The organism is Nocardia heshunensis (genome assembly GCF_054782115.1).
This window is the reverse complement of record NZ_BAAGTC010000002.1, coordinates 1227338-1244706: the sequence shown is the minus strand read 5'-3', so window position 1 is coordinate 1244706 and position 17369 is coordinate 1227338. Positions and strand designations below refer to the sequence as shown.

Sequence of the window (17369 nt, the reverse complement as noted above, 5' to 3'; positions counted from 1 at the left end):
ACCGAACCGTGACCACTCCTTCCACCTTGAACGGGAACTTTCCCAACGTCGTCGTAACGAGCATGGCGGCGACCACGTCGATCGCCGGTGACGTCGATGCGACGTGGAAGGGCCTCCTCAATGGCGAGAGCGGCATCGACACTCTCGAGGACGACTTCATTGCGGAGTACGACCTTCCGGTTCGAATCGGCGGCCACCTGAAGGTGTCGCCGGACACGCTGCTCGATCGGGTCGAGATCCGACGCATGGCGTATGTCGAGCGTCTGGCGACCGTGCTCGGTCGCGAGGTGTGGAAGAACGCCGGCTCGCCCGAGGTTGACCCGCTGCGGCTGGGTGTGGCCATCGGCACCGGTCTCGGCGGCGGCGACGCGCTCATCGATTCGGTGGACAAGCTGAAGAACGGTGGCTATCGCAAGATTTCGCCGCTGGCTGTTCAGATGGTCATGCCGAACGGCCCGTCCGCCGTCGTCGGTCTCGAACTCAAGGCCCGTGCGGGCGTGATCACTCCGGTCTCGGCGTGTTCGTCGGGTTCGGAGGCCATCGCCAACGCGTGGCGGATGATCGTCATGGGCGACGCCGACATCATGGTGACCGGCGGTGTCGAGGGCTTCATCGACTCGGTGCCGATCGCCGCGTTCTCCATGATGCGGGCCATGTCGACCCGTAACGACAACCCGAAGGGCGCCTCGCGTCCCTTCGACAAGGATCGCGACGGCTTCGTCTTCGGCGAAGCGGGCGCGCTCATGGTCATCGAGACCGAGGAGCACGCCAAGGCTCGTGGTGCCACGATTCACGCCCGGCTCATGGGTGCTGGTATCACTTCCGACGGGTTCCACCTGGTGGCTCCCGATCCGGAGGGCAGTGGTGCGGCTCGCGCCATGCAGCGCGCGATGCAGACCGCCGGGTTGTCCGCCAAGGACGTCACCCACGTCAACGCTCACGCGACTGCCACCCCCGTGGGTGACACCGCGGAGGCCAACGCGATTCACAAGGCGGGCGTCAACCACGCCTCGATCTATGCACCCAAGTCGGCCCTGGGCCACTCGATCGGCGCCGTCGGCGCTCTCGAGTCGATTCTCACGGTCCTCAGCATCCGGGACGGCATCGTCCCTCCGACGCTGAACCTCGAGAACCTGGATCCGGCGATCGATCTGGATGTCGTGCACGGCGCAGCGCGTCAGCAGGACATCCAGTACGCGATCAACAACTCTTTCGGTTTCGGTGGGCACAATGTCGCGCTCGCCTTCGGCCGGTACTGACGCGCAACTAAGAAGAACCGCGCACTTCTAGAACCGGTCAGTAAGACGAACACCCGGTAGGGGATTCGGATTTGGCAACCCCGCATCCGAATCCTCTACCGGGGCAACGACATCAGCAGCCGCTCTCAGCGACCGCGCTTCCCTTTATGAGGAGAGTTTGCGATGACCATCATGGCTCCCGCGCATGCGGATACCACGACCGATCCCCGTGACCCGCTGGGTCGGTTGCAGCGCTTCTTCGATCCCGGAACTGTTCTTCCGCTCCACCCCCGCGACAAGTCCGGCGTGCTGGCCGCCATCGGTGAGATCGACGGCGTTCGCACCGTCGCCTACTGCTCCGACGCGACCGTGATGGGCGGCGCCATGGGCGTCGAGGGTTGCAAGCACATCGTCGACGCGATCGACACCGCCATCGATTCCAAGGTTCCCGTGGTGGGCCTGTGGCATTCGGGTGGCGCGCGTCTCGCCGAAGGCGTCGAGGCCCTGCATGCGGTCGGCCTGGTCTTCGAGGCCATGGTTCGCGCGTCCGGTCAGGTCCCCCAGATTTCCGTGGTGCTCGGCTTCGCCGCCGGTGGCGCCGCCTACGGTCCCGCGTTGACCGACATCGTGATCATGGCCCCGCAGGGCCGTGTCTTCGTCACCGGCCCGGACGTGGTCCGCAGTGTCACCGGTGAGAACGTGGACATGGAGACCCTCGGCGGCCCGGTCACCCACGGCAAGAAGTCCGGCGTCTGCCACATCATGGCCGACGACGAGCAGGACGCCATGCACCGTGCGCGCCGCCTGGTCTCGATGTTCGCCGAGCAGGGCGAATTCGACCTGGCCGCCGCCGCACACGGCGATGTGGACCTCAAGGCCATGATGCCGCCGTCGGCCAAGCGCGCCTACGACGTCAAGCCGATCATCAACGAGCTGCTCGACAATGTCGACGGCGAAAGCTCTTTCGAGGAGCTGCAGGGCGGTTACGCCCGCTCCATGGTGGTCGGCATCGGCCGCCTGGGCGGCCGCACCGTCGGCGTGCTGGCCAACAACCCGATCCGCCTGGGTGGCTGCCTCAACTCCGAAAGTGCCGAGAAGGCTTCGCGTTTCGTGCGCCTGTGCAACGCCTTCGGTATCCCGCTGATCGTCGTCACCGACGTGCCCGGCTACCTGCCCGGTGTCTCGCAGGAGCTCGAGGGCGTGGTGCGCCGCGGCGCGAAGCTGCTGCACGCCTTCGCCGAGGCCCGCGTCCCCCGCGTCACCCTGGTGACCCGCAAGATCTACGGCGGCGCCTACATCGCCATGAACGCCCGCTCGCTGGGCGCGACGGCCGTCTACGCCTGGCCCGGTTCCGAAGTCGCCGTCATGGGCGCCAAGGCCGCGGTCGGCATCCTGCACAAGAAGGCCATCGCCGCCGCCCCGGAGGACGAGCGCGAGGCCCTGATCGAGCGCCTCACCGAGGAGCACGAGCGCATCGCGGGCGGCGTCGAGCGCGCCATCGCCATCGGCGTCGTGGACCAGGTCGTCGACCCGGCCAAGACCCGCTCCACCATCGCGGCGGCGCTCGCGGCGGCCCCGGCCCGCCCGCAGCACAACAAGAACATCCCGCTGTAATCGGTTACGCGGCAACGCAATAGCGGGCGGTCTCCTATGGAGACCGCCCGCTTTCGTGATATTGGACCCGATTTACGCCGAGGTAGGCGGGGACTCGGGCCGCCGTGTACAAAACTTACGAAATTTCGGCGATACGCGCGGGATACGGGGGTGACACCCGGTGTTTCTAGCGTGCGGGCATGTTGGAGAAGCTCGACGCGGCGGCGGTCCCGCGTACGCCCTGGTATCGCTCGATGTTCACGCAGCTGCTGGTGGCGGTGGTGGCGGGGATCATCGTCGGCAAGGTCTGGCCGCAGCTCGGGACGGATCTGAAACCGTTGGGGGACGGGTTCATCAAGCTGATCAAGATGGTGATCGCGCCGATCGTGTTCTGCACGGTGGTGCTGGGGATCGCGCATGTGGGGAATCTGAAGTCGGTGGGGCGGATCGGCGTGAAGGCGCTGATCTACTTCGAGGTGGTCACCACCTTCGCGCTGCTGTTCGGGTTGCTGGTGGGGAATCTGGTGAAGCCGGGCGCGGGGTTCAGCATCGATGCGCAGACGCTGGCGACCGGGGCCGATCAGGTCGCGAAGACGACGCAGAAGGCCGAGTTGCCGCACACCGTCGATTTTCTGCTGAATGTCATTCCGACGTCGCTGGTCTCGGCGTTCGCGGAGAACAAGCTGTTGCAGGTGTTGTTCGTGTCGGTGTTGTTCGGGCTGGCGCTGGCGAAGTTCGGGGAGAACGGGCCGCCGGTGGTGCTGGAGGCCATCGATCACGTGAGCCGGATTCTGTTCATCGTCATCGGGTGGATCATGCGGCTGTCGCCGCTGGGCGCGTTCGGGGCGATGGCGTACATCATCGGGCAGTACGGGCTGAAAGCCCTCGGCACGTACGGGAAGCTGATCGCCTGCTGCTACGGGGCGGCGGTGTTGTTCATACTCGTGTTGGCCGCGATCACCCACATCTTCGCGGGCGCGAGTCTGTGGAAGTTCGTGCGCTACATCAAGGATGAGCTGTTCGTGGCGCTGGGCACGGCTTCGACCGAGGTGGTGTTGCCGCGCATCATGACCAAACTGGTGGACGCGGGCTGCTCGCGGGCGACCACGGGTTTGGTTGTGCCGACCGGGTATTCGTTCAATCTGGACGGTGCGACGCTCTATCTCGCCATCTGTGTCCTGTTCCTGGCACAAGCATTGGACGTGAATCTCAGTGTGGGCGAGCAGATCACGGCCCTGCTCGCACTCATGCTGACCTCGAAGGGCATGGCGGGCGTCCCGGGCTCCTCTTTTTTGGCCTTGTCGGCCACGGTCAGCGCCATCGGACACGGATCGATTCCCGTTGCGGCGGTGGCGATTCTGCTCGGTGCGGATCGCCTCATGGACTCCATGCGGGTGACGGTGAACCTGCTCGGCAACTGTGTCGCCACCCTGGTGGTCGCGAGGTGGGAGGGGCAGCTGGATGGCGAGCGGCTCGCGCGGGTGCTGGACAGGCAACCGGTCGAGCCGCTCGCGGATCCGGATCCGATGGCGGATCCGGTGCGGGCCTGAGGTCAGGCCGGGGGGATGTTGGCGTTGTGGTGGAAGACGTTGTCGGGGTCCCAGGTGGCCTTGAGAGCCGCGAGACGGGAGTACTTGTCGCCGTATGACTCTCGCAGGCGAGCGGGATCGTTGTCGGCAAGGAAATTGACGTAGGTGGCCGCGGAGTTCGCGTGGGGCCGGAGGTCGTCCCAGAGGTCACGGACCCACTGGCGTTCGGTGGAGAAGCCGGTGGGGTCGGGGGTCATGGCGCTGATATTGATGACCCAGCACGGGCGCCGGGGACCGCTGAAAGCTGTTTCCTCGTCCGCAATTTCGCTGTATCGGCCGCGCAGCGGGAAGATCGGGACGATGGTCAGCGGGGAGTTGCGCAGCGGGTAGCGGGCGATGATCGGGGCGAGCACGTCGTCGGTCAGATCGTCGACGTAGAGGGCCTTCTCGTAGGCGTAGAACCCGTGTGGGGCCGCCTCGTCGAACATCTGCTGCAAGGCGGTGTACGGGATGGGGGTGACCAGTTCCCATGCGGGGGCCGGGGCGGCATCACGCAGGAGCTTCAGCGCCGATTCGAGTTCGTCGGACGTCCCGAAACCCGCTATGCCGACGGCGAATCCGGGCTGTCCCTGATAGCGCTCGGGGACGAACGGGGCTGGCGGGCCGCAGACCGCGAATACGGCGGCGCAGTAGCCCTCGGGCAGGGATTCGATGAGCACGCGACCGACCGCGAGACCCTCGGCACCGTTGTCGGGGGTCCACCACAGCATAGCGAGTTGGGCCAGCGGTGAGAGTTCGTGCAGGGTGAAGCTGAATCGGGTGACAATGCCGAAATTGCCTCCGCCGCCACGCAATCCCCAGTACAGGTCGGCGTTCTCGCCCGACGACGCGGTGACGATGCGGCCGTCGGCGGTGACGACCTCGGCCGCGGCCAGGTTGTCGCAGCTCAGGCCGTGGCGCATGGTGAGCCAGCCCATCCCGCCGCCGAGGGTGAGGCCGCCGATGCCGGTGTGGCTGATGAAGCCGCCGGTGAAGGCGAGGCCGTGCGCGGTGGTGGCGGCGTCGACATCGGCCCACAGGGCCCCGCCGCCGCAGTGGGCGAGCTTGGCTTCCGGGTCGACGGTGACGGCGTTCAGCGCACGCAGGTCGATCATCATGGCGTCGTCGGCGACCGCGTGCCCGGCATAGTTGTGGCCGCCGCCGCGGACGGTCAGGTCCAGGCCGTGGGCTCGGGCGGCCCGCACCGCCGCCGCTACCCCGGCTGCGCTGGATGGGCGGACGATCACCGCCGGGTGGCGGTCGAAGCAGCCGTTCCACACTTGGCGCGCCGCTTGGTATTCCGGGTCTTCGGCGGTGATCACCACCCCGTCGACGGCGGTGCGTAATCCTTCGATGTCGATGCGGGCTGTGGTCATGGTCGGCTCCTCGAGGGTTGATGTTCGGGGGCGAATCCAGGTGGCGCGGCGGCACCGGCACATCGGTCGTTCGCCCTGTCGACCGCCCCTCGGTGTCGTGCCGCGTTCCAGTCGTTACGCAGCCGAGCGCCGCGAGGTTCATGCCGGGGCGTGGCGGGTGCGGTCACCCGAATTGCCGGGCGACCGATCAGACCCGGGCGTATGGTTGCCTGGCTGGCATAGGGGATGTGGCGGAGGCAGTGGTATGCGGCTCGAACCGGGGGCGGGGTTCGCGGGGTTCACCATCGAGCGGGTGCTCGGCAGTGGGGGCATGGGGGTCGTCTATCTGGCGCGCAATCCGCGATTGGATCGGCTGGTCGCGTTGAAGGTGCTGGGGGACTTGATCGCCGCCGACCCGCGCGGCCGAGCCCGGTTCGAGCGGGAGGCGGCGCGGCTCGAGCATCCGAACATCGTGGCCATCTACGACCGCGCGGACTCCGAGGCCGAAAGTCCTTGGATATCCATGAAATTCGTGTCCGGCGGCGATGTGGCGCAGCGGTTGGCCGAACGCGGCGGTCCACTCTCCCCCGACGAAGCGGTGCGCATTCTCACCGATGCGGCCCACGGCCTCGACTACGCACACCAGCACGGTGTCCTGCACCGCGACGTGAAACCGGGCAACATCCTCCTCGACCGCGGCGCACCCCACCGAGACCGCGCCCTGCTCACCGACTTCGGCATCGCCCGCGCCCTGGACGACACCCTTACCCTCACCGGCACGGCAGCCACCTTCGCCTACGCCGCCCCCGAACGCTTCCACGGCACCACCGCCGACCACCGCGCCGACATCTACTCCCTCGGCTGCACCCTCTACGAACTACTCACCGCCACAACGCCTTTCCCCCGCACCGACCAGGCGGCCATCCTCGCCGCCCACCTCACCGCTCCCCCACCCCGCCCGACCGACAGCCGCCCCGGGCTGCCACCGGGCCTGAACGACGTGATCGCCATCGCCATGGCCAAGAACCCGGACGACCGCTACCCCAGCTGCATCGCACTCGCCGACGCCGCCACCCGGGTCCTGACCAGCGCGCAGGTCGCCCGCGGAAATCCCCGCACCGCACCAACTCTCGCCGCACCACCCCGCCCCGAATCCGTGGCCACCCTCCCCCCGGCGGATTCACCGGATACCACGTCCCGCGCAGACCTGCCGGACTCGATCCGCACCGCCCTCGATAGCCCACACCCCGAAATCCGACAGGGCGCAGTGCAAGCCCTGGGCACCCTCCTGTCCTCCAGCGACGAGTTCCGCGCCGACACGGCCCGGAAAGCCCTGCGGGACATCGCAATCAGCGACATCCCGGCCGTCGCCTCCGCCGCCCGCGAGATCCTGGGCGGCGCCTCCACCATGGACAGCCCCCGCCTGCCCACCGCCCGACGTGGCCACGACGAGTCATCCGGTCCCAAGCTGGATCTGCCGAATACGGCAGCCCATGACGACCTCCGAGCAACTGGCGCGACGAGGCCGGCGAAGCTGCCGGGCCCGGCACTGCGGCGCGACGTCTCTGCCGAGGGGGAGCCGCCGCCCGCACCCGGCTCCCCCGCCGCGAACGTCGCTGCCGCGCTCTATCCTGCTGCCGCAGACGCGGCGGGAGGCCCGCAGTTCATAGGTCCACGGCCCACGAACATCGCCGAATCATCAAGTGCTGTAGCCGATCTTCCCGACGTACCGGCCCAGCATCTCCGCGCATCCGGCACAGCTGGGCCGGGTGGCGGCACCGCGCACCCGTCCGAGTTCGGCGTCGCTGACCGGCCGGGTACCGACAGTGAGGCGGGGCGCACTGCCTCTGCGCCACGCGTGCGGGGGCGGATCGCGGAATTCCTGTCCTGGCTGCCGGGGCCATTCGCGCTCTTGGGCGCAGGGCTGCTGGTCTATGGGTTGCGGTGGCCGTTCGCCGTGTACGACGAAGCCTTGCCGCACGATGTCGATTCGATCGTCTACCAGGGAAAGCACTACATTGTCGCGCTCGCGGTCGGGGCGGGAATCGGTGGTGCGGTGGCGCTTGCACTGCGACGACGCAGTGGGGTGGGTCAGGCATTGCTGGCCGGGTTCGGGCTGACCGGGTTGTGGGGTACGGCCGTGCTTCAGACGCTGGGGATTCGGATGGCCGAGAATCCGCATCCGTTCTCCCTGTATCGATTCGCGCCCGGCTCCGGCTATACCTTCACGCTTCTCGGGCATTACGCGATCGTCCTGTCGGGTGTCTGCGGAGTGCTGGCGCTGTGGATGCGCGGCGGCTTCTCTGTCGGTGTTCGGCTGCCACGCGACCTGCTGTCGATCGCCAGCCTCGCACTCGGGTCAGCTGCCTGCGTGGCAGTGGTTTTCACGCGTATGCAGCCGGAGGGGTGGGCGTTTCTGCGCGACGATTACTCGTGGATCACCGCCGCTGCGGCCGTGCTCACCGCGATGGCCGTGGTCGCGGCGTTCCTCCGGCCCCGAGGTTCGGCAAGCGCCGCCGTAATCGGGTTGGCCCTGGGCGGTGTGGCGATCGGATTGTTTCTTTACTCGCAAACCCACGGCCTCGACCAATGGGGCGCCTACACGACGAAGCCGCCGTTCACGCAAAAGAGTGCGGCGCCAGCCGAATGGTTCATCGGCATCATGCTCGCATTGGCGGTCGTGAACCTGGCCGCGCTCGTGAAAAGCTCACGGCGACAGGTCGATTCAGGAGAGTAGGCGGACCTTGTCGGCGGATTCGTTCTGGCTGGCGCATTCCTGGAACGGATTGGGGTCGCCTTGGCGTTCGCCGCAGACCCAGCGGATGGTGTCGACGGTGACGGCGATGTCGCCGGTGGATTTCTTGCTGCGTTCGTCGGCGTAGGCGGTCACCACCGAGAGGGCGGTGGGGCAGAAGTCGTCGCCGTGGGCGGTGGAGGCTACGACGGCGAGGCCCCACGGGCCGGTGCCGCAGTGGACGGCCTGGTGGCCGGCGGCGGGGAAGGGTCCCGCGGCGGCGGGGGCGGCGGGCTTCGGGGTGCTGCTGCCGACGGCCGCGGTGGAGGTGCTGTCGTTGCAGGCGGTGAGGGTCAGGGCCGCTGTCAGGGCCACGACGGCCGCTGTCAAAGGCAGGGCCGCGCCTGCGATCTTCGCTGTGGTCCGCACGAAATCCTCCTCGTCGACTGTCGCTCTCTGGGCATTCTGCCCGGTTCGCGGAGTTCGCGAGGGATGCCACGCATAGGTGGTCGGGTCAGCCGACGTCGCGGCGCAGCCAGGTGACCTCCGCACCGTCACCGCCGAGGCGGTAGGGCTCGAGGACGTCGTCCCAGGCGGTGCCGAGCGCCCGGTCGATCTCGGCGGCGATCTCGGTGGCGGAGGTCCGACCGTGAGCGCGGGCCTCGGCGACGATGGCGCGCAGCCGGTTCTCGCCGACCACGAGGTCCCCGCTCGCGCTGGTCACACAGTTCCACAGGCCGAGGCCGGGGACGAAGGAAAAGCGTTCGCCGTCAACACCCTCACTGGGTTCCTCGGTGACCTCGAAATACAGGACCGGCCAATCCCGCAATGCTCTAGCTAATCTGCCACCGGTACCGACCGGGCCGTACCAGTCGGTGGTGGCTCGCAAATTTCCGGGATCCGCGGGTTGCGCGGTCCACCGGAGTTTCGCGGGGGCCTTGAGGGTGGAGGTGAGCGCCCATTCGATATGTGGGCACAGCGCGGCCGGCGACGAATGGATATAGACGACTCCAGACGTCGACTCCGCGAACTGATCGGACACACGCACCACTGACACCTCCGGCTCGACGAGGGACGTCTTCCCCAACGGCCCGTCTCGATGCTCGGCGTTGCCCGAGTTTACTGGAGTGCCCGATGTTGCGTGTGTTACTTATTGCCCGTGTCGACTACTACTCAAACTCCACGATCACGGCGTCACTGAGGGGTGGCCACGCCACGCGGGCCCAGTCTCCGAAATTTTCGTCCGCCAGTGCGAGACACGCTATGCCGACTTCCGGATCGACCCAGAGAAATGTCCCGGACTGCCCGAAGTGCCCGAAAGTCCGCGGCGAGTTCGCAGTACCGGTCCAGTGCGGCACCTTGTGATCACGGATTTCGAAACCGAGGCCCCAGTCATTGGGGCGCTGCGACCCGTATCCCGGCAGGATCCCATTGCGGTCCGGGAATTGCACTGTGCTTGCTTCGGAAACCAATTCCGCACTCACAACCGCCGGGTTCAGCAATTCTTCAGCGAACCGCAGCAGATCTGCGACCGAGGATCGGCCCGCGTGCCCGGCCGGGCCCGCCAACACCGAGGAGGTCATGCCCAGCGGCTCGAATACCGCTTCATGCAGGTAGGAACCGAAGGGGATACCCGTCTGCGCGGCAACGAAATCCGCGAGCACCTCGAACCCGGCGCTGGAGTAGATGCGCTTGGCACCGGGCTGGGCCAGCACCTCACCGGAGTCGAAGGCCAGTCCGGAGGTGTGCGCCAGCAGATGCCGCACCGTCGATCCGGGTGGCCCGGCGGGCTGATCGAGTTCGATCGCACCCTCCTCGACGGCCACTAGAACCCCGTACGCCACAAGCGGTTTGGTCACCGAGGCGAGGGGAAAGACCTTCGCGGTATCGCCCTCGGTGTCCACCACACCCTTGCCGCGCACGACGACGCCCGCCGCCGCGTTCCGGACCGGCCACCGTTGAATCTGCTCCAGCGCTCGCACACACTGAGCCTACGTGTGCTCGATCGGTCCAACCGATTCGCTCCGGTGCAGCTACGAATATATTTCGGGCGCTTCGGCTTTCGTGGCCTTGTCCAGCAGGGAGCGGCGGCGGCCGTAGCCGAAGTAGACGACCAGGCCGACGGCCGACCACAGGGTGAAGGCCAGCCAGGTGACGCCGGGCAGGTGGATGAGCAGCCACACGCACATGGCGACGCCGATCACCGGCACCAGCGGCACCAGGGTGCGGAAGGAGCGCGGCAGGTCGGGTTTGGTGCGGCGCAGCACCAGCACGCCGATGTTCACCAGCCCGAAGGACACCAGGGTGCCGATATTGGTGGCGTTCACCAGTTCTCCGAGCGGCACCAGCGCCGACAGCACGGCCACCACGCCGCCCACGATGAGCGTGTTGACCGTCGGCACCCGCTGCTTGCCGACGCGCGAGAGCACCGGCGGCATCAGACCGTCGCGAGACATGGCGACCAGGATGCGGGTCTGCCCGTACAGCACGGTCAGCACCACCGAGGCGATGGCGATGACCGCGCCGCCCGCGAGGATCGTGGCGGGCCAGCCGCGCCCGGTGACCGTCTCGAGCACGGTCGCGAGGGACGCGCCGGAGCTGCTGACGTTGTCGACGCCGACCGCGCCGACGGCGGTCAGCGCCACCAGCACGTACATCAGGGTCACGATGCCCAGCGAAATGATGATGGCGCGCGGCAGATCTCGCTGCGGGTTCTTGGCCTCTTCTCCGGCGGTGGAGGCGGCGTCGAAGCCGATGAAGGAGAAGAACACCATGGAGGCGGCCGCGCCGACGCCGGAGACGCCGTAGGGCGAGAAGGGGTGCAGGTTCGAGGAATCGAACGCGGTGACGGCCACGCAGACGAAGAAGATCAGCACCGCGATCTTGATCGTGGTGGTGACGGTGGTGACGCGCGCGCTCTCGCGGACGCCACCGAGCAGCACCACGGTCGCGAGCAGCACGACGATGGCGGCGGGCAGATTGAACACGCCACCCGCCCCGGGCGGTTGCGCCAGCACATCCGGAATCCGCCAGCCGACGGTCGAGCCGAGGAACTCGTTGAGGTACGCACCCCACCCGACGGCCACCGCCGCCACCGAGACGCCGTACTCCAGCAGCAAGCACCAGCCGCAGATCCAAGCCACGATCTCGCCCAGCGTCGCATAGGTATACGAGTAGGCCGACCCGGATACCGGGACGGCACTGGCCAGTTCGGCGTAGGAGAGCGCCGAGAACAGCGCGGCCAGGGCGGCGATCACGAAGGAGACGACGACGGCGGGCCCAGCCAGCGGGGCGGCCTCGCCGAGGACCACGAAGATGCCGGTGCCGAGCGTCGCGCCGACCGACAGCGCGATCAATGGAATCAGGCCCATGCTGCGCCGCAGTGCGGTGTGCTCGCCGTCGGAGGTGAGCTGTTCGACGGGCTTGGTCCGCAGCAATGACGCGGTAATCCGCTGTAGTCCAGGCATGTACGGCGACGCTACCTGGTCAGAGGCGCATTCCGGCCATCAGGGTGTCGTGTCCGAGGGGATTCCCACGGGTCATAGTTACGCGGTGGCGTGACACCGCTGTGGGGTGGGTCGCAGTGCGGTCGCGCGGTGCATCGCAGGGCGGTCACCTGCGTCGCAGGGGTGCCGCGGGACCGATACCCCCGGCTACCATCGACGCATCATGAGTGAGCAGGTTATCCACGGCGAGGTGGACTCCGGCTTCGGTCCGGTCGCCGACGCGTTCCGCCGCAATTTCACCCGGCACGGCGAGATCGGTGCGGCGGTGGCCGTATTCGACGGGGACAAGCCGGTGGTGGAGCTGTGGGCCGGGCATCGCGATCGCAAGCGGCAGGTGCCGTGGGAGCGCGACACCATGGCCCCGGTGTGGTCCTCGACCAAGGGGATGGCCGCGTTCACGATGGCCGCCGCGGTGTCGCAGGGGCTGCTGGACTACGAGGATCCGGTGGCGCTGCACTGGCCGGAGTTCGCCGCGCACGGCAAGGAATCGATCACCGTGCGGCAGTTGCTGGATCATCAGGCCGGGCTGGCGGCGCTGGATCGGCCGTTCCGGCTCACCGATATGGCCGATCTGGACGGCATGGCGGTGGTGCTGGCCGAGCAGAAACCGTTGTGGCGGCCGGGAACTCGGCAGGGCTATCACCCGATCACGGCCGGGCTGTACCAGGGTGAGCTGCTGCGGCGGGTGGATCCGCACCATCGCACGCTGGGGCGGATCTTCGCCGAGGATATCGCCGGGCCGTTGGGCGCGGAGTTCTATATCGGTCTGCCGGACGAGGTTTCGATGGATCGGGTGGCTACCCTGTCGGCCACCGAGGGCCTGGACATTCTGCGCTACGAGCGAGATCTTCCGGTGCGCATCGGGATTCAGCTCTACGGCAAGCGCGGACTGTCCTTCCGCGCCCTCAACAGCCCGCAGGTCGGCGCGCCCGCCCGCGCCGCGCGACGGGAATTCCTCTCGGTGGAGAGCCCGGCCGCCGGTGGTGTCGGCACCGCCCGGGCGCTGGCCCGGGTGTACGGCGCGGCCGCCAAGCAGACCGGCGAGCTACCCATCGACAAGGCGCTGCTGGATCTCCTGGCGGCCGCCGACACCGCCGACGACGTGCCCGCCGGAGACCTGGTGCTGCTCACGCCCAGCCGCTATCACCTGGGCTTCCGGAAATCGCGGGGCAGCTTCCGGTTCGGCACCGACAAGCGTGCGTACGGCACCACCGGTTACGGCGGTTCGTTCGGATTCGCCGATCCGGCAACGGGTCTCGGGTTCGGGTACGTGATGAACCGGCTGGGCATGGCGGTGCTCGACGATGTCCGCTCCCGCAATCTGCGCGAGGCGCTACTGCGCTGCGGGTGAGGTTCAGCCCCGCACGTCGTGGACGTGGTGCACGAGGTCGTGCAGGAAGTAGCGCGCCATCGAGTCGATGGTGAAGGCGGAACCGTTGCTGCGCAGCGCCGCCTTGTCCCGCTCGGCGACCGGCACGGCCTCGAAGGCGCGCGCCGCGGTTTCGGCAGCATCGGCGAGTTCCACTGCCACGACAGCGGTTTCAGCGGCGGAGTAGTCGGCGGCAAGCGCGGTGGCGTCCTGGTCCCAGTTGGCGAACATGGGAATCCCGTTGTCCCCCACGGTGACCGTGGTGTCGTAGGCGGCGATGACCGGTCCCGGCCGGGCGCCACCGGCGCGGGCGATGTCGAGGCGGTGGGTGAAAATGCGGCACACGTCGCGAACATGTGCCGCGTATTCCAGCGTGGACCAGGTCGAGTCGTCGGGGCGCTGTGCGGCGTCGGGGCGCTGCAGGGCGACGGCCAGGCGGGCGGCGCTGTCGCGGGTCACTCCCGGCACGGCCTCGAAGACGGTGTCCTCGGGGACGAATCCGCATTCGGCGCAGGTGCGTTCGAGCACCCAGGTCCAGTCTTTGGCATCGGGAACGATCGGCATGACCGATAACCTAATCTGGCGCTAGATTATCGGCCACTAATATCCTGCCAACCGTCACCAAGATGGCGACAAGTTCGCCGCGCTCATTCCATGATGCGCTGCGCCTTCTCGAACAGTTCGAGGGTGATGGCGTGCAGAAAATCGCCGACCTGCTTGGGCGCCTTACCCGCACAGGCCCGGGCATGCGTGCCTTCCAGCACGATGCCCAGCTTGAAGCAGGCCAGCACGGAGTACCAATTGACGTGGCTGAGATCGCGGTCGGAGAACCGGCCGTAGTGCTCGATCATCTCCTCGACGGTCGGCAGCCCGCCGACCCCGCCGAGCGAGCCGACCAGCGCCGCGCCCGTGGTGCCGGGCACCGGCCGGGTGGCAATCTGCCAGCCCAGGTCCAGCAGCGGATCGCCGATGGTGGACATCTCCCAATCGACCATGGCCACCACTTCGGGGCCGTCGAAGGAGAACATCATGTTGGCGAGATGGCAGTCACCGTGCAGGATGCCGGGTTTCGCGTCCGCGGGCCGATTGCGGTCGAGCCAGTCGCCGACCTGCTGCACGCCCGGGATCTCCGGTCCGGGGTAGCCCTCGTTGACGCCGTAGGAGTCGAGTTCCTTGAGCCAGCGCGGCACCTGGCGTTCCAGGAAGCCCTCGGGCTTGCCGTAGTCGGCCAGGCCCAGCGCCTCGTGATCGAGCGAACCGAGCCGGGCGATGGCCTCGACCGCGGACAGGCCCATCTGCCGCCGGATCTCGGCGTCACCGGCGTGCAGTGCGGGCAGTTCGGTCTGCGGGTTGAAGCCGGTGATCGGCTCCATGAGATAGAAGGACGCGCCGATGACCGACTCGTCCGGGCAGGCGGCGATCACCTTCGGCGCGCGAATCTCGGTGTCGCCGAGCGCGCCCAGAATGCGGGACTCGCGCTGGATGACGGTGTTGCTGGCCGAGCGCAGATGCTTGGGCCCGCGGCGCAGTACATACTCGCGGCCACCCCGGCGGAAGCGCAGCATGATGTTCTGGGTGCCGCCGCCGAGCGGCTTCACCTCCTCGAACTCGCCGCCGGGCAAGCCCTGCGCTTCCATCCATTTCCCGACGATCGCGAAATCGACGACGTCACGATCCACTTCGACCGGCTGTGCGACAGACATGCCGCCCATTGTGCCGTAGGCCACCGGCGAAACTGAAGGCGTCCGCCTGCAGTAGTGGCGAGCGACTCGTTCGCGCAGGTCGGAACGCGGAGTGTCACCGGCACAGGCGTATTGTGCTTGCACAAATGCGGACCTTGTTGATCGATAACTACGACTCGTTCACCTACAACCTGTATCAGCTGATCAGCCAGGTGAACGGGGTCGAGCCTGTCGTCGTGCGCAATGACGAGGTGAGCTCGATCGAGGAGTTGGGGCTCGACGCGTTCGACAACATCGTCATCTCCCCGGGGCCCGGACGGCCCGATGTTCCGCGTGATTTCGGCATCTCGGCCGAGGTGATCGCGCGGGCCGGACTGCCATTGCTGGGTGTGTGCCTGGGGCATCAGGGCATTGTCTTGGCGGCGGGCGGTGAGGTTGTGGCCGCGCCGCGCGCCCGGCACGGGTACCCCGATCGGATCACCCATGACGGACAGGATCTGTTCGCCGGTGTGCCCCAGGATTTCTCGGCGGTGCGGTATCACTCGCTGTGCGCGGGGCGGCCGCTGCCCGCGGAGCTGGAAGTGACCGCGACCGCCCCGGACGGGGTGGTCATGGGTGTGCGGCACCGCACCCGCCCGCAGTGGGGCGTGCAGTTCCATCCCGAATCCATCTCCAGTGAGCACGGTGAGCTGCTGCTGCGGAACTTCGCCGACCTGACGGTTGAGCATCAGCGGCACTCCCGTCATTCCGGCGCGGTTTTGGCCGGAATCCACCCTGCGACTGTGGATCCCGGCCAAGAGCACGCCGGGATGACAGAGGGAAGCTCGGTCCGTTATCGGGTCGAGCAGACGGTGGTGGAGCGGGCGGTCGATACCGAGGCGATCTTCGATGCCCTGTATTCCGCTTCCCCGCATGCCTTCTGGCTCGACAGCGAGCATGTGGAGCCAGGTCTGGATCGGTTCTCCTTCCTCGGCGACGCCTCTGGTCCGTTGGCCGAGGTGGTGCGCTACCGGGTCGGAAGCGGCCGGGTGGAGGTCGAGTCCGCGACCGGGCGGCGCGACGTGCCGGGCGGCGTGTTGGACTACCTATCCGGTGAGCTACGCCGCCGACGGATCGACTTCCCGGATGTGCCTTTCGATTTCGCGGGCGGCTACGTCGGCTATCTCGGTTATGAGATGAAAGCCGACTGCGGTGCGCAGGCCGTGCACCGCTCCCCTACCCCGGACGCGCAGTGGATCTTCGCCGACCGCCTGATCGTGGTCGATCACGAGGCGGGCCGCACCCACCTGCTGGCCCTGTCCGAACCGGAATCGCCTGCCGTCGCGCAGGATTGGCTCACTGCCGCCCGCGCGATCGTGGAAACCCTGCCCACCTGGGAGAACCCGCCGCCGCTGGCCTTGCACGTGGACGAGGCGACGGTCGCACCGTTCCTGACCCGCGGCCGCGAACGCTATCTGGCCGATGTCGCCGCCTGCCGGGAGCAGTTGCTCGCGGGTGAGTCCTACGAAATCTGCATTACCGACAGTGCCCGCCCGCCCGGCGATGCCGACGGCCTCACCGTGTACCGCACGCTGCGCCGCAGCAATCCGGCCCCGTACGCGGCCTTCCTGCGCTTCGCCGACCTCGAGGTGGCCTCCTCGTCCCCCGAGCGTTTTCTCAAGGTGGATCGATCCCGCACGGTGGAGAGCAAACCGATCAAGGGCACTGCCCCGCGCGGGCACACACCGGCCGAAGATGCCGAACTGGCAGCGGAATTGGCCCGCAGCCCCAAGACTCGCGCCGAAAATCTCATGATCGTCGATCTGCTCCGCAACGACCTGGGCCGGGTCTGCGAGATCGGTTCGGTGCACGTGCCGCACCTGATGGCGGTCGAGACGTACACCACCCTGCATCAACTGGTGTCCACCGTGCGCGGCAGGCTGCGCCCCGAGCTGACCGTGATCGATTGCCTGCGTGCCTGTTTCCCCGGCGGTTCCATGACCGGCGCGCCCAAGCTGCGCACGCTCGAGATCATCGACACGCTGGAAACCGAAGCGCGCGGCATCTATTCGGGCACCATCGGCTTCCTGGGCCTGGGCGGCACCGCCGACTTGAACATCGTCATCCGCACCGCGGTCCGGCACGAGGGTGGCTGGCGGGTGGGTGCGGGCGGCGCGGTGGTGCTGGACTCCGATCCGGCCGAGGAGTATCGGGAAATGGTCTGGAAGGCCGCGGCCGCTCTGCGTGCGCTGCCCGGCCTGGCCGGCCCGCTGCCGCAGGTGGTTCAGGCGTAGCTCCACCCATATTCCCACTCGGCTGCACTCACACGCCCGTCCAACGATCGA

The 17369-nt window shown here is 67.7% G+C and carries 13 protein-coding genes; 6 read left to right on the top strand and 7 right to left on the bottom strand.

Annotation, left to right across the window (positions count from 1 at the left end; genetic code table 11):
* Window positions 1-8 precede the first annotated feature (8 nt).
* From ACYVN4_RS05815 to dctA, 3 genes are all read left to right on the top strand, one after another.
* The gene (locus tag ACYVN4_RS05815) at window positions 9-1259 is read left to right on the top strand and encodes a KasA/KasB family beta-ketoacyl-ACP synthase (RefSeq protein WP_379365416.1); all 1251 of its coding nucleotides are present in this window, start codon (window positions 9-11) and stop codon (window positions 1257-1259) included.
* A gap of 162 nt (window positions 1260-1421) precedes the next feature.
* Complete coding sequence (locus tag ACYVN4_RS05810) at window positions 1422-2852, top strand: acyl-CoA carboxylase subunit beta (RefSeq protein WP_460718174.1); 1431 nt, start codon at window positions 1422-1424, stop codon at window positions 2850-2852.
* Between the two features lie 179 nt (window positions 2853-3031).
* On the top strand, window positions 3032-4381 hold the full coding sequence (gene dctA, locus ACYVN4_RS05805) for a C4-dicarboxylate transporter DctA (protein ID WP_460718173.1): 1350 nt from the start codon (window positions 3032-3034) through the stop codon (window positions 4379-4381).
* Between the two features lie 2 nt (window positions 4382-4383).
* Here dctA and ACYVN4_RS05800 read toward each other — a convergent pair whose 3' ends face one another.
* Window positions 4384-5775, bottom strand: coding sequence for an FAD-binding oxidoreductase (locus ACYVN4_RS05800; protein ID WP_460718172.1), 1392 nt, complete (start codon window positions 5773-5775; stop codon window positions 4384-4386).
* Between the two features lie 244 nt (window positions 5776-6019).
* On the opposite strand from ACYVN4_RS05800, the gene ACYVN4_RS05795 reads away from it, so the two are divergent.
* Window positions 6020-8491: a serine/threonine-protein kinase gene (locus ACYVN4_RS05795; RefSeq protein WP_460718171.1), complete on the top strand. Its 2472-nt coding sequence runs from the start codon at window positions 6020-6022 to the stop codon at window positions 8489-8491.
* On the opposite strand, the gene ACYVN4_RS05790 is transcribed toward ACYVN4_RS05795, so the two are convergent.
* From ACYVN4_RS05790 to ACYVN4_RS05775, 4 genes are all read right to left on the bottom strand, one after another.
* A complete protein-coding gene (locus ACYVN4_RS05790; protein ID WP_460718170.1) occupies window positions 8480-8917 on the bottom strand; it encodes a hypothetical protein in 438 nt (145 codons plus the stop codon). The genes ACYVN4_RS05795 and ACYVN4_RS05790 overlap by 12 nt on opposite strands.
* Window positions 8918-9002: 85 nt before the next feature.
* A complete protein-coding gene (locus ACYVN4_RS05785) occupies window positions 9003-9536 on the bottom strand; it encodes a DUF3145 domain-containing protein (protein WP_460718169.1) in 534 nt (177 codons plus the stop codon).
* Window positions 9537-9657: 121 nt separating this feature from the next.
* Window positions 9658-10470 (bottom strand): serine hydrolase domain-containing protein, encoded by an 813-nt coding sequence (locus ACYVN4_RS05780; protein WP_460718168.1) that lies wholly within the window; start codon window positions 10468-10470, stop codon window positions 9658-9660.
* A gap of 51 nt (window positions 10471-10521) precedes the next feature.
* Complete coding sequence (locus ACYVN4_RS05775; RefSeq protein ID WP_460718167.1) at window positions 10522-11955, bottom strand: amino acid permease; 1434 nt, start codon at window positions 11953-11955, stop codon at window positions 10522-10524.
* 202 nt (window positions 11956-12157) lie between these two features.
* Here ACYVN4_RS05775 and ACYVN4_RS05770 point away from each other — a divergent pair, with 202 nt between their 5' ends.
* Window positions 12158-13345 carry a serine hydrolase domain-containing protein gene (locus tag ACYVN4_RS05770; RefSeq protein WP_460718166.1) on the top strand — a complete coding sequence of 396 codons (1188 nt, stop codon included), beginning with the start codon at window positions 12158-12160 and terminating at the stop codon, window positions 13343-13345.
* A gap of 3 nt (window positions 13346-13348) precedes the next feature.
* Here the strand turns inward: ACYVN4_RS05770 and ACYVN4_RS05765 are convergent, their stop codons facing one another.
* Complete coding sequence (locus ACYVN4_RS05765) at window positions 13349-13927, bottom strand: DinB family protein (protein WP_460718165.1); 579 nt, start codon at window positions 13925-13927, stop codon at window positions 13349-13351.
* 83 nt (window positions 13928-14010) lie between these two features.
* Complete coding sequence (locus ACYVN4_RS05760; protein ID WP_460718371.1) at window positions 14011-15075, bottom strand: phosphotransferase family protein; 1065 nt, start codon at window positions 15073-15075, stop codon at window positions 14011-14013.
* Window positions 15076-15191: 116 nt separating this feature from the next.
* Between ACYVN4_RS05760 and pabB the strand changes: the two genes are divergently transcribed.
* Window positions 15192-17318, top strand: coding sequence for an aminodeoxychorismate synthase (gene pabB, locus ACYVN4_RS05755; RefSeq protein ID WP_460718164.1), 2127 nt, complete (start codon window positions 15192-15194; stop codon window positions 17316-17318).
* Window positions 17319-17369 lie beyond the last annotated feature (51 nt).